General features: G+C 57.2%; 9 protein-coding genes. 4 read left to right on the plus strand and 5 right to left on the minus strand.

Annotation, left to right across the window (positions count from 1 at the left end; translation table 11 throughout):
• Both CKW31_RS14490 and adeC read left to right on the plus strand, forming a co-directional pair.
• Positions 1-3,159 (plus strand): efflux RND transporter permease subunit, encoded by a 3,159-nt coding sequence (locus tag CKW31_RS14490; protein WP_095096142.1) that lies wholly within the window; start codon positions 1-3, stop codon positions 3,157-3,159.
• Entirely contained in the window at positions 3,156-4,616 is a 1,461-nt protein-coding gene (adeC, locus tag CKW31_RS14495) for an AdeC/AdeK/OprM family multidrug efflux complex outer membrane factor (protein WP_095096145.1), read from the plus strand. Before CKW31_RS14490 ends, adeC begins: the two co-directional genes overlap by 4 nt.
• 78 nt (positions 4,617-4,694) lie before the next feature.
• On the opposite strand, the gene CKW31_RS14500 is transcribed toward adeC, so the two are convergent.
• The 5 genes from CKW31_RS14500 to pcaR form a co-directional block, all read right to left on the minus strand.
• Positions 4,695-5,984: an MFS family transporter gene (locus CKW31_RS14500; protein WP_095096148.1), complete on the minus strand. Its 1,290-nt coding sequence runs from the start codon at positions 5,982-5,984 to the stop codon at positions 4,695-4,697.
• Between the two features lie 269 nt (positions 5,985-6,253).
• Positions 6,254-7,456, minus strand: a complete 1,203-nt coding sequence (gene pcaF / locus CKW31_RS14505; protein ID WP_176469889.1) for a 3-oxoadipyl-CoA thiolase — start codon at positions 7,454-7,456, stop codon at positions 6,254-6,256.
• Positions 7,453-8,232 carry a CoA-transferase subunit beta gene (locus CKW31_RS14510; RefSeq protein ID WP_095096153.1) on the minus strand — a complete coding sequence of 260 codons (780 nt, stop codon included), beginning with the start codon at positions 8,230-8,232 and terminating at the stop codon, positions 7,453-7,455. The genes pcaF and CKW31_RS14510 overlap by 4 nt, the downstream gene beginning before the upstream one ends.
• On the minus strand, positions 8,232-9,089 hold the full coding sequence (locus CKW31_RS14515; RefSeq protein ID WP_095096156.1) for a CoA transferase subunit A: 858 nt from the start codon (positions 9,087-9,089) through the stop codon (positions 8,232-8,234). Before CKW31_RS14515 ends, CKW31_RS14510 begins: the two co-directional genes overlap by 1 nt.
• Positions 9,090-9,232: 143 nt before the next feature.
• On the minus strand, positions 9,233-10,075 hold the full coding sequence (pcaR, locus tag CKW31_RS14520; RefSeq protein ID WP_095096158.1) for a pca regulon transcriptional regulator PcaR: 843 nt from the start codon (positions 10,073-10,075) through the stop codon (positions 9,233-9,235).
• Between the two features lie 883 nt (positions 10,076-10,958).
• Here pcaR and CKW31_RS14535 point away from each other — a divergent pair.
• Together CKW31_RS14535 and CKW31_RS14540 are read left to right on the plus strand one after the other, a co-directional pair.
• Positions 10,959-11,156, plus strand: a complete 198-nt coding sequence (locus CKW31_RS14535; RefSeq protein WP_027900610.1) for a hypothetical protein — start codon at positions 10,959-10,961, stop codon at positions 11,154-11,156.
• Positions 11,157-11,390: 234 nt separating this feature from the next.
• Positions 11,391-12,863, plus strand: a complete 1,473-nt coding sequence (locus CKW31_RS14540) for an inorganic phosphate transporter (protein ID WP_095096869.1) — start codon at positions 11,391-11,393, stop codon at positions 12,861-12,863.
• The last annotated feature ends 104 nt before the right edge of the window (positions 12,864-12,967 follow it).

Here is a 12,967-nt window from a genome sequence, read left to right on the forward strand (position 1 = left end):
ATGTCTAAATTCTTTATTGACCGCCCCATTTTCGCCTGGGTATTAGCCCTGGTGATCATGCTGGTGGGTACGCTTTCGATCCTGAAGCTACCGATCAACCAGTACCCGGCCATTGCACCTACAGCCATTGATATCCAGGTTACCTACCCAGGTGCTTCGGCGCAGACGGTGCAAGACACCGTGGTGCAGATCATTGAGCAACAGCTCAACGGTATCGATAACCTGCGTTATGTTTCCTCGGACAGTAACTCCGACGGCAGCATGACCATCACTGTGACCTTCAACCAGGGTACCAACCCGGATACCGCCCAGGTTCAGGTCCAGAACAAGCTCAACCTTGCCACCCCGCTGCTGCCGCAAGAAGTACAGCAACAGGGTCTGCGCGTAACCAAGTCGGTGAAAAACTTCCTGCTGGTAATTGGTCTGGTCGCCGAGGACGGCAGCCTGACCCGGGAAGACTTGTCCAACTACATCGTTTCCAACATCCAGGACCCGATCTCCCGGACTTCCGGTGTGGGCGACTTCCAGGTGTTCGGTTCGCAGTACGCCATGCGTATCTGGCTGGACCCGGCCAAGCTCAACAACTACCAGATGACACCGGTTGATGTGAGCACGGCAATTTCTGCACAGAACGTCCAGATCGCTACCGGCCAACTGGGCGGTCTGCCTGCCGTACCCGGCACTCAACTGAACGCCACGATCATCGGCAAGACGCGTCTGCAGACCCCTGAGCAGTTCGGCAACATTCTGCTCAAGGTCAATACCGACGGTTCGCAAGTACGTCTTCGTGACGTCGCCCGTATTGAGCTGGGCGGCCAGAACTACAGCATTGATGCGCAGTTCAACGGCAAACCGGCTTCCGGTATGGCAATCAAACTGGCTTCCGGTGCCAACGCACTGGACACCGCCAAGGCGATTCGCGCCACCGTCGCCAACCTGGAGCCGTTCTTTCCGCCTGGCATGAAGGTGGTTTACCCGTACGACACCACGCCAACCGTGACCGAATCGATTTCGGGCGTTGTTGACACCCTGATCGAAGCGATCGTGCTGGTGTTCCTGGTGATGTACCTGTTCCTGCAAAACTTCCGCGCCACCGTGATCACTACGATGACCGTGCCGGTCGTATTGCTCGGTACATTCGGCATCCTTGCCGCGTTCGGTTTCACTATTAATACCCTGACCATGTTCGGGATGATCCTGGCCATCGGGCTCTTGGTGGACGACGCCATTGTGGTGGTGGAGAACGTCGAGCGGGTAATGGCCGAAGAGCACTTATCGCCCAAAGAGGCGACCAAGAAATCCATGGGGCAGATCCAGGGTGCACTGGTGGGTATCGCCATGGTGCTCTCGGCGGTACTGCTGCCAATGGCGTTCTTCGGGGGGTCTACAGGGGTTATTTACAAACAGTTCTCGATCACCATTGTTTCGGCGATGGCCCTGTCGGTTCTGGTTGCATTGATCTTCACCCCGGCGCTCTGCGCCACCATGCTCAAGCCCATCGACCCGGAAAAACACGGCCAACCCAAAAAAGGCTTCTTTGGCTGGTTCAACCGTACGTTCGATCGTGGCGTAAACAGCTACGAGCGCGGCGTGAAGCGCATGGTGACTCACAAGCTGCCAGCGTTCGGCGTGTATCTGCTCATCGTCGCGGGCATGATCTTCCTGTTCACTCGCATCCCGAGTGCGTTCCTGCCGGAAGAAGACCAAGGCGTGATTTTCGCGCAGGTCCAGACCCCAGCGGGCTCGTCCGCGGAGCGTACGCAGAAAGTCATCGACGATATGCGTACCTTCCTGCTCGACAAGGAGAACGGTGAAGGTAACGGCGTGAACTCGGTATTCAGCGTCAACGGCTTCAACTTCGCCGGTCGTGGCCAGAGTTCGGGCCTTGCGTTTGTAATGCTCAAACCGTGGGGCGAACGTGACTCGGAAAACACCGTGTTCAAGATTGCCGAACGAGCACAGGCACACTTCTTCTCCTTCCGGGATGCGATGGTGTACGCCGTGGTTCCACCTTCAGTACTGGAACTGGGTAACGCAACCGGTTTCGACGTTTACCTGCAGGACCAGGGCGGTGTAGGCCACGACAAGCTGCTTGAGGCACGTAATCAGTTCCTCGGCATGGCGTCGCAAAGCAAGATACTTGCAGGCGTACGTCCTAACGGCCTGGGTGACGAGCCGCAGTATCAGCTCACCGTCGATGACGAGAAGGCCAGCGCTCTGGGCATTACGTTGGCGAACATCAACCAGACCTTGTCCATCGCACTGGGTGGTAGTTACGTCAACGACTTCATCGACCGTGGTCGGGTGAAGAAAGTGTACGTGCAGGGTGAAGCGGCGAGCCGCATGACCCCTGAAGATCTGGGCAAGTGGTTCGTGCGTAACGATGCCGGGACCATGGTGCCGCTGTCTGCCATCGCCAAAGGCGAGTGGATTTACGGTTCGCCGAAGCTGTCGCGTTATAACGGCGTAGCGGCAATGGAAATTCTCGGCACACCGGCTCCGGGTTACAGCTCGGGGCAAGCCATGGCGGAGGTCGAAGCCATCGCCAAGAAACTGCCAGCAGGTATCGGTTACGCCTTCACCGGTCTGTCCTTCGAAGAACGTTTGTCCGGCTCTCAGGCGCCTGCGCTGTACGCCCTGTCGATGCTGGTCGTGTTCCTCTGTCTGGCAGCGCTGTATGAAAGCTGGTCGATTCCGATTGCGGTCATGCTCGTTGTACCGCTGGGTATCATCGGTGCACTTATGGCAACCAGCCTGAGGGGCCTGTCCAACGACGTGTTCTTCCAGGTCGGCTTGTTGACGACGATCGGGCTGGCGGCGAAGAATGCGATCCTGATTGTCGAGTTCGCCAAAGAGCTGCATGAACAGGGCAAGAGTCTGGTGGATGCGGCGATGGAAGCCTGCCGCATGCGTCTTCGCCCGATCATCATGACCTCCATGGCCTTTATCCTCGGCGTGGTACCGCTGGCGATCTCCACCGGTGCCGGTTCGGGTAGCCAGCACGCAATCGGTACAGGCGTAATCGGCGGTATGATCACCGCCACCGTCCTGGCAATTTTCTGGGTCCCAATGTTCTACGTTGCCGTGTCGTCGATGTTCAAGAGCAAGTACGACAAGGAACACGAGAAACAAACATCACATGATGAGGCTGGCCAATGAGCAAGTCCCTGATCTCCCTGGCAGTCACTGCGGTCATCCTCAGTGGTTGCTCGTTGATCCCTGAATACAAACAGCCTGCGGCTCCGGTCGCGGCGCAGTACCCGCAAGGTCCGGCCTACTCGCCGACTGAAGCGGCGAACGTCGCGGCGGCCGAACAGGGCTGGCGTCAGTTTTTTCATGACCCGGCCCTGCAGCAGCTGATCCAGACTGCGCTGGTCAATAACCGCGACCTGCGTGTCGCGGCGCTGAACATCGACGCCTACCGTGCTCAGTACCGCATTCAGCGTGCCGATCTTTTCCCGGCGGTTTCTGCTGATGGCAGCGGCAGCCGTCAACGGGTTCCTGCCGATATGTCCACCACTGGCGAATCAGGCATTACCAGCCAGTATTCGGCAACGCTGGGTGTCAGTGCCTATGAACTGGATCTGTTCGGTCGGGTTCGCAGCCTGAGCGAGCAAGCCTTGCAGACTTACTTCTCCAGTGAAGAAGCCCGTCGTAGCACACAGATCAGCCTGGTGGCCAACGTCGCCAATGCCTACATGACCTGGCAGGCCGACAAAGAGCTGCTCAAGCTGACGGAAGAAACACTCAAGACCTACGAAGAAAGTCTGCGTCTGACTTCCCGTAGTAATGAAGTGGGCGTTTCGTCGGCGCTGGATCTGAGCCAGGCACGGACCTCGGTGGAAAGCGCCAAGGTTGCTCTGGCGCGCTACCAGCGTCAGGTCGCTCAGGATCAGAACAACCTGACCCTGCTGCTGGGCACTAACCTGCCGGATAATCTGCCGCCCGCTCAGCCTCTGAGTGCCGACCTGTTGAGCGCTCTGCCAGCAGGCCTGCCTTCGGATCTACTGCAGCGTCGTCCAGACATTCTGCAGGCCGAGCACTCGTTGCAGGCTGCCAACGCAAACATCGGTGCAGCCCGTGCGGCGTTTTTCCCGAGCATCAGCCTGACAGCCAACGCCGGTACGATCAGCCCGGATCTTTCCGGTCTGTTCAAAGGCGGTTCGGGTACCTGGCTGTTCCAGCCAAGCATCAACATCCCGATCTTCAACGCTGGCAGCCTGCGCGCCAGCCTGGATTACTCGAAAATCCAGAAAGAGATCAGCATCGCCAACTACGAAAAGGCGATTCAGACCGCCTTCCAGGAAGTCTCTGACGGCCTGGCTTCGCGCAAGACTTACAACGAACAGTTGCAAGCCCAGCGTGATTTCGTGAACGCCAACCAGGACTACTACCGTCTGGCCGAGCGTCGCTACCGGATCGGGATCGACAGCAACCTGACCTTCCTCGATGCCCAACGCTCGCTGTTCAGCGCGCAACAATCGCTGATCACCGACCGTCTCTCCCAGCTCACCAGCGAGGTCAACCTGTACAAGGCCCTCGGCGGTGGTTGGTATGAGCAAACCGGGCAGGCTAAACCGGTAGATAAAGAGAAGCCGACAGTTCAGTTGTTCTGACACCTGCTCTGATAAGCGACTCCCATAAAAAACCCACCTCATCGGTGGGTTTTTTATTGCTTCAGAGAAAGCGCTTTATCAGTGATCGTGATGCAGATACGCCGGTTGCTTGGGCAGGCGCAGACTGAACAGGAAGGCAACGGCCATCATGATCGTCACGTACCAATAGAAATTGTTCTCCATGCCCTGGTTCTTGAGGCTCAACGCAACAAACTCTGCAGAACCACCAAACACCGCGTTAGCCACCGCATAAGCCAGACCTACGCCCAGTGCGCGAACTTGCGGAGGGAACATTTCGGCTTTTACCAAACCGCTGATCGAGGTGTAGAAACTCACGATTGCCAGCGCAAAGGTGATGAGCAGGAAAGCCAGGAACGGGCTGGTCGTGGTCTTGAGGGTCATCAAAATCGGCACCGTGCAAAGCGTACCCAGTGCGCCGAACCACAGCATTGAGTTACGGCGACCGATCTTGTCCGCCAGCATGCCGAACAACGGCTGCATGCACATGTACAGGAACAGCGCGCCGGTCATGATGTAACTGGCGGTCTTGGGGTCCATACCCCCCGTGTTCACCAGGTACTTCTGCATGTAAGTGGTAAAGGTGTAGAAAATCAGCGAGCCGCCTGCGGTGTAACCCAACACGGTAATAAACGCCGCCTTGTGATCACGGAATAGCGCACTGATGCTTCCGGCGTCCTTGTCCTGACGCATCTCAGCGGTGGTGGTTTCCTCAAGCGAGCGACGTAACAGCAGCGAGATCACCGCTGCAACTGCACCGATCACGAACGGAATGCGCCAGCCATAGGCGCGTAGCTCTTCAGTGCTGAGAAACTGCTGCATGATCACTACGGTCAGCACCGCCAGCAGTTGCCCGCCGATCAACGTCACGTACTGGAAGGAGGCGAAAAAACCCCGCTGGCCGCGCAACGCCACTTCGCTCATATACGTCGCAGTGGTGCCGTACTCGCCGCCTACCGACAAGCCCTGAATCAGACGCGCCAGCAACAGCAATGCCGGGGCCCAGACGCCAATCGTTGCGTAAGTCGGTAAACACGCAATCATCAACGAGCCGCCGCACATCATCAGTACGGCGATCATCATTGAGTTCTTGCGACCATGCTTGTCGGCAACCCGGCCAAACAGCCAGCCGCCGATAGGCCGCATCAAGAAACCGGCAGCAAACACGCCCGCGGTATTGAGCAACTGAACGGTGGGATCATCGGAAGGAAAGAACGCCGGAGCGAAGTAGATGGCGCAGAAAGCGTAGACGTAGAAATCGAACCATTCGACCAGATTGCCTGAGGAGGCGCCCACAATCGCAAAGATCCTTTTGCTGCGTTCTTCACCCGTGTAATGCGTGGTTGTCATTATTTTTCCCCATTAAAGCTGAACAGTCATCCAGGACATAACCTGTAACATGTTTTGGGACAATAAGCAGCTTTATGGAATTCCATTGTGGGGTGGTGGGCGCCATTGAGGATGGCGCGAATTCAAAAGTTGGAACGCGGTCTCCCGTGGGAGCGGTGCTTGCCCGCGATAAGGCTGGAAGCGATCTAAAGTGAACCGCGTCCAGCCTTATCGCGGGCAAGCACCGCTGCCACAGGACCCCGCTTCAATTCAGAAAAGCGCCCACCCCGTCAGCGCTCAATCGCCAACGCAAGGCCCTGCCCTACCCCTACACACATGGTCGCCAGGCCTCGGCGACCGCCGCTTTTCTCCAGGTGATGCAGCGCAGTCAATACCAGTCGTGCGCCGCTCATGCCCAAGGGGTGACCCAGAGCGATGGCGCCACCGTTGGGGTTCACTTGCGGCGCATCATCGGCCAGTCCCAGTTCACGCAGCACCGCCAGGCCCTGACTGGCGAAGGCTTCATTGAGTTCGATCACATCAAAATCGCTGACCGCCAGGCCAAGGCGCTCCACCAGCTTACGTACCGCTGGCACCGGGCCGATACCCATGACCCGCGGCGCGACGCCGGCACTGGCCATGCCGAGAATTCGAGCCCGGGGCGTCAGGCCATGCTTTTTGACCGCTTCAGCCGACGCCAGGATCAGCGCGGCAGCACCGTCGTTGACCCCGGAAGCATTACCGGCGGTGACGGTCTTGTCCGAACCATTTACCGGTTTCAGTTTGGCCAGGGTTTCCAGGCTGGTATCGGCGCGCGGGTGCTCGTCTTGCTCCACCACCGTTTCACCCTTTTTATGGGCAACGCGCACTGGGGTGATTTCTTCTTTAAAAAAGCCCGCAGCCTGAGCAGCGGCAGTGCGCTGTTGGCTGCGCAGGGCGAAAGCGTCCTGATCGGCTCGAGAAATCCTGAAGTCATCGGCGACGTTGTCGCCGGTTTGTGGCATGGAATCGACGCCGTATTGCTCTTTCATCAACGGGTTGATGAAACGCCAGCCAATGGTGGTGTCTTCCAGCTTCATGTTGCGTGAATACGCAGCGTCAGCTTTACCCATGACAAAAGGCGCGCGCGACATCGACTCAACGCCACCGGCGATCGCCAGCTCCATCTCACCTGCCGCAATCGCTCGAAATGCTGTCCCGATAGCGTCCATGCCCGAGGCGCACAAACGGTTAAGGGTCACTCCGGGTATAGTTTCCGGCAGGCCCGCCAACAACGCAGCCATGCGCGCTACGTTGCGGTTGTCTTCACCGGCCTGATTGGCGCAGCCGAAAAACACCTCGTCCACTTCATTCCAGTTGACTGAAGGGTTGCGCTCCATCAGCGCCTTGATAGGCACAGCGGCCAGATCATCGGCGCGAACGCTGGCCAACCCACCGCCAAAACGGCCAATGGGGGTACGAATCGCATCGCAGATAAACACTTCGCGCATCATGCTTCTCCCGGCGCTTGACCGTGGGCTTTAGCAGTTCGGGCTTCCAGGTCACGCAAGGCGGTCAGCTCGGTTTCGGTTGGCTCGGCGGAGTACTCGACGTTTTCGGCGAAACGCAGCTCCCATCCGGTGGCCGCGATAACCTGCTCGCGGGTTACGCCGGGGTGCAAGGTAGTCACCACAAATTCGTTGGTGCCTTCTTCCGGTTCCATGATGCACAGGTCAGTAATAATCCCGACCGGCCCGGCGCCAGGCAATCCAAGGCGTTTGCGAGAGTCACCGCCTTCGCCATGACCAACCGAAGTCATGAAATCCAGCTTGTTGACGAAAGCCCGCGCGGACTGCTTGAGGATGATCAAGACCTGCTTGGCAGACCCGGCAATTTCCGGCGCGCCGCCCGCACCAGGCAGACGCACTTTGGGACTGTTGTAATCCCCGACCACCGTCGTGTTGATATTGCCGAAGCGGTCAACTTGCGCAGCCCCGAGGAACCCCACATCCACTCGTCCACCTTGCAACCAGTAACGGAAGATCTCACTGGTGGACACCACCGTGTCAGCGGTTTCCGCCAGCTCGCCATCGCCGATGGACAGCGGCAGCACAGTCGGCTTGGCGCCAATCGGCCCGGATTCGTAAATCAGCACGACGTCAGGCGAGGACGTCAGGCGCGCCAGGTTCGCCGCCTTGGAAGGCAAACCGATACCGACAAAGCAGACCGCCCCGTTACGCAGACGACGAGCCGCTGCCACTGTCATCATTTCACTGGTGGTGTAAGTCATTATTGTGCCTCCGAAGCGCTGGCCAACTTGCTCTGGAATTCGCTGAAATCCGCGGTGCCATGAATGTATTCCTTGATCCACGCACTGAAGCTCTCGCGGTCACGGGCAATCGGGTCCCACGCCTGATAGAAAAGGTTGTCGCGCTCGTAGTAACCATGGGCGTAGGACGGATGAGCACCACCGGGTACAAGGCACACCGCGCTCAAAGCCCAGGTTGGCAATACGCAGGCGTTCATCGGCGCATTCAGGTCATCAACGATCTCTTCCACGGTAACGATGCAGCGCTTGGCTGCCAGTGCGGCTTCCTTCTGCACGCCGAGGATGCCCCACAGCAGCACGTTGCCTTTACGGTCTGCTTTCTGCGCGTGAATGACCGTCACATCCGGACGCACCGCAGGTACTGCTGCGAGCACCTCGCCGGTGAAGGGGCAAGTTACCGTCTTGATCAGTGGATTGACCTTGGGCAGATCGGAGCCCGCATAAGCACGCAATACAGCGAACGGCAGACCGGACGCGCCAGCGACATAGGCGTTAGCCAGGTCGGCATGGCTGTGCTCTTCGATTTCCATCGGGTGCGGCCATTGTTTTTCAACGGCGTCACGCAAACGATGCAGGGAGCCGACCCCAGGATTACCGCCCCACGAGAAAATCAGACGCTTCACACAACCTGCGCCTATTAACTGGTCATAGATGAGGTCCGGCGTCATGCGCACCAGCGTCAGATCTTTTTTACCCTGACGAATGATTTCGTGGCCTGCGGCCGTGGGGATCAAATGGGTGAAGCCTTCCAGCGCAACGGTGTCGCCATCGTTGACCAATTGCTTCACGGCGTCGCGTAGAGAAAGAATTTCAGCCATGAGGTGCTCCCGAACTCAAATTGCATCCAATGAACAGCGTAGATGGACTACGCTGGAATGGACTTGAGGTTATGCCGGGGCCTGAGGCCAAACAATCCGATAATCGATTATTCGTTCGTTAATCGCACAAATTCAATTGAGGCTCAGGTGAACAACTGAGTACTTAAATCCCTGCTTGCATCCAGCATGATGGGCAGGAAACGCTGCTCCAGCTCGCTTCTGGCCACGCGGCCTGCACTGGTGCTCACGTTCAGCGCTGCCAGGACCTGACCGGACGCGTCATAGACCGGCACCGCAATAGAACGCAATCCTTGCTCCAGTTCCTGATCGACAATGCACCAACCCTGTTGACGGACTTGCTGAAGACATTCAAGCAGCGCTTCAGGCGTGCGGATCGTACGGCTGGTCTTGGGCTGCAGATCCACATGATCCAGATATTCCCTCAATGTCACATCGTCCAGCGCCGAGAGCAGGATGCGGCCCATGGACGTGCAATAGGCAGGCAGTCGGCCGCCGACCGAAAGGTCCACTGAAATAAGGCGCTGTGTGGTTGCCGACCGGGCGATGTACAGAATGTCTTCACCTTCCAGGGTCGCCATGTTGCAGGCTTCATGCAGTTGATCGCTCATCCGGTCAAGATAAGGCTGAGAAGACACCGCCAGCGGTGTCGACGAGAGATAAGCGTGGCCCAGCGTCAGCACTTTCGGCAGCAGCGAATAGGTTCGACCATCCGTCGTGGCATACCCCAGCTTGATCAACGTCAGCAGACAACGTCGTACCGCCGCGCGCGGAATTTCCGTGCGGTGGCTGATTTGGGCGATGGTCAGATGCCGTTTGCGCTCCTGAAAAGCGTGAATCACCGCCAGCCCTCTCGCCAGGGAGGTCATGAAATCCGGGTCGCCGGTCAATGCCTGAATCCGTTTGGCAGGCGATGCCACGATAGGCGGTGCCAACGAAGCAAAAGAATTGCGCAGTTCATCATTCATTGCCACTACCTCGGTAAACCCTGTCAGGCCATATAAATCGCAGCTTCCACGCTTTTTTCGCGGCAAACATCCGAGCCACCTTGTGCGATTATCGAACAAGTGGCCGATAATCGCAATTGACCCGTCGCAAAGATACTTATACCTTTAGATCGCCTTTAGTGGCTTCTTGGAAATACTGGTCAGGTACCCACGAGAAGTCCAAGGTACGGCCTTGCCCATGAAGCGAGGCCGTTTTTATTCCCGTGCACCTCCCCTGCTACTCGCAAGTGATATCGAAAAGCCACAAATCGACGGATCGTGATCCCTTGATGCGTGCCCTTGTCACAAATATCATCCGTCCTGCACATACCTCTCATTTCGCCACGAACTATGTCGTCAGAATTCTGTCTGTTGTCGTCAATATTCAGGACATAAAAGTTACGTCGTATGTCGCTCACTGAAACTTCGGAACTGTCGTACAAGAAAAAGTCCATTACGGAAGTCTTTTGATAATGAACTGCACATATAGTTGACTGATCCGAAGTTCTTGGAGATAGTACCTGCCACTTGGCTTGCAATAACGATTCGCAATGGTTGCAGTACCGGGCGCCATGCTCGGGGCAAACCACAGGATCGAGGCACCGCAGCAATGCGGCCAAAGCATTATCCTGGCGAATGAATTTCCAGCCAAAGTAGCAATCGCATTCGCAACTCAAACGACTGTCGCTACGACAATTATGTTTTCTGGTGTCCGTAGCCGCGAGCCGCTAGATGTTCAGATCATGGCCTGATCAAGGGGTTGTATGGCGGAAGCCTTTCAGCAGTCTCTGGACAGGACCCTGTGTGGACTATTAAGCCGCTCTGCGATAACGCCAGATTAATTTTGACTTGATCAGGTAACAAAGTGACCAAAGATGAACTGCGCGCGGAACTTGAGCGCCAGGAACAACGCTACAAGGATGTTTACGGTGGCGAAATCACCACCTACGCCGCTCAACCAGAGCCGGAACGCAAACCTTGGCGCAAGAAGGCCAGTATTCTCGATCAGGCCTTCAAGCAAGAATTGCAAAAGATGGAAAAAGATCTGAGCGAAGAGGGATAACCTTCAGCGCTGCGAACCGGGCTACCTCCGATGGCCCGGCCGGATTTTTTTCAGAGCGGCCAACTGTTCCTGAACGACTGCCAAACGGCTCCAACATCTTCTTGATTTATCAAAGGAGACGCTTCGCCGAGCATAAAATTTCGATAATTGGCGATACCAATCGGCAGTCGACACATCGATCTGTATTTTTTCTGTCATAATCCCGCCCCCTTCAGACCGGGTCAGAAAACCTTCATGATCGATTTATTCAGCGGACTAGATGCCTGGGTACTTGTGAGCCTGCTGCTCGCCCTGGCTTTCGTCCTCACCTTCGAGTTCATCAACGGCTTTCATGACACCGCAAACGCGGTGGCGACAGTCATTTACACCAAAGCGATGCCGCCGCATCTGGCTGTATTCTTCTCCGGGATTTTCAATTTCCTGGGTGTGCTGCTGGGCGGTGTCGGCGTTGCCTATGCCATCGTTCACCTGCTCCCGGTTGAACTGCTGATCAACGTCAACACCGGACACGGCCTGGCCATGGTGTTCTCGCTGCTCGCCGCGGCGATCACCTGGAACCTGGGCACCTGGTATTTCGGTATCCCGGCATCGAGCTCCCACACGCTGATCGGCTCGATCCTCGGCGTTGGTCTGGCGAACGCATTGATCAACGATATTCCATTGGCCGACGGCGTTAACTGGCAAAAAGCGATCGACATCGGCGCTTCGCTGGTTTTCTCGCCACTGGCAGGCTTCCTCGTTGCGGCGCTGGTCCTCATCGGACTCAAATGGTGGCGACCGCTGTCGAAGATGCACAAGACGCCTGAACAGCGTCGCAAGCTCGACGACAAGAAGCACCCGCCCTTCTGGAACCGACTGGTTCTGGTGATTTCCGCCATGGCGGTGAGCTTCGTACACGGTTCCAACGATGGTCAGAAAGGTATCGGCCTGATCATGCTGGTGCTGATCGGTATCGTGCCGAGCCAGTTCGTACTGGACCTGAACAGCACCACCTACCAGATTGAACGTACCCGGGATGCAACCCTGCACCTCAGTCAGTTCTATCAGCGCAACAACAGCACCCTGGGCGAGTATCTGGCGCTGGGTAAAGCGGAAAAAGGCGATCTGCCGGAAAGCTCCAGCTGCAACCCGGAACAGACCGAACCGACTATTGCCGCACTGCTCGACAACCTCACAGGCGTAGCCGATTACCATTCGTTGAGTCCTGAGCGACGCATCGAAGTACGTCGCTACTTGCTGTGCCTGGATGACACCGCACGCAAAGTCGCCAAGTTGCCCAACCTGGGCGCCCGTGAAAAGTCGGATCTGGATAAACTCCGCAAAGACCTGACCGCGACCACTGAGTACGCCCCGTTCTGGGTGATTCTGGCGGTCGCGCTGGCGCTGGGTATCGGCACCATGGTTGGCTGGAAACGCGTCGTGCTGACCATTGGCGAGAAGATTGGCAAACAAGGCATGACTTACGCACAAGGCATGTCGGCGCAGATCACCACAGCGTGTGCCATTGCTGCAGCCAACGTCTTCAGCCTGCCGGTTTCCACGACACACATTCTGTCGTCCGGCGTCGCGGGCACCATGGTCGCCAACAAGAGCGGCCTGCAAGGCGGCACGGTGCGCACCATCCTTCTGGCCTGGGTGCTGACCCTGCCAGCAACCGTGGCACTGTCGGCCGCCCTGTTCTGGCTGGCGTCCAAAGCGCTGGCTTAATTAAAAACGCCATCGCGGGAACATCCCGCGATGGCGCTTTGCTGTAGGCGTCTCCCGTGGCCTCTGACACAGCGCTGTCGCGAAGCAAACACTGTGAACCAAGA

It is taken from the genome of Pseudomonas sp. Irchel 3A5, assembly GCF_900187575.1.
GTDB classification, from domain to species: domain Bacteria; phylum Pseudomonadota; class Gammaproteobacteria; order Pseudomonadales; family Pseudomonadaceae; genus Aquipseudomonas; species Aquipseudomonas folii.

Coding starts and splice junctions, on each gene's coding strand:
- CKW31_RS14490 (WP_095096142.1), top strand. CDS start 1: ATGTCTAAATTCTTTATTGACCGCCCCATTTTCGCCTGGGTATTAGCC.
- adeC (WP_095096145.1), top strand. CDS start 3,156: ATGAGCAAGTCCCTGATCTCCCTGGCAGTCACTGCGGTCATCCTCAGT.
- CKW31_RS14500 (WP_095096148.1), bottom strand. CDS start 5,984: ATGACAACCACGCATTACACGGGTGAAGAACGCAGCAAAAGGATCTTT.
- pcaF (WP_176469889.1), bottom strand. CDS start 7,456: ATGATGCGCGAAGTGTTTATCTGCGATGCGATTCGTACCCCCATTGGC.
- CKW31_RS14510 (WP_095096153.1), bottom strand. CDS start 8,232: ATGACTTACACCACCAGTGAAATGATGACAGTGGCAGCGGCTCGTCGT.
- CKW31_RS14515 (WP_095096156.1), bottom strand. CDS start 9,089: ATGGCTGAAATTCTTTCTCTACGCGACGCCGTGAAGCAATTGGTCAAC.
- pcaR (WP_095096158.1), bottom strand. CDS start 10,075: ATGAATGATGAACTGCGCAATTCTTTTGCTTCGTTGGCACCGCCTATC.
- CKW31_RS14540 (WP_095096869.1), top strand. CDS start 11,391: ATGATCGATTTATTCAGCGGACTAGATGCCTGGGTACTTGTGAGCCTG.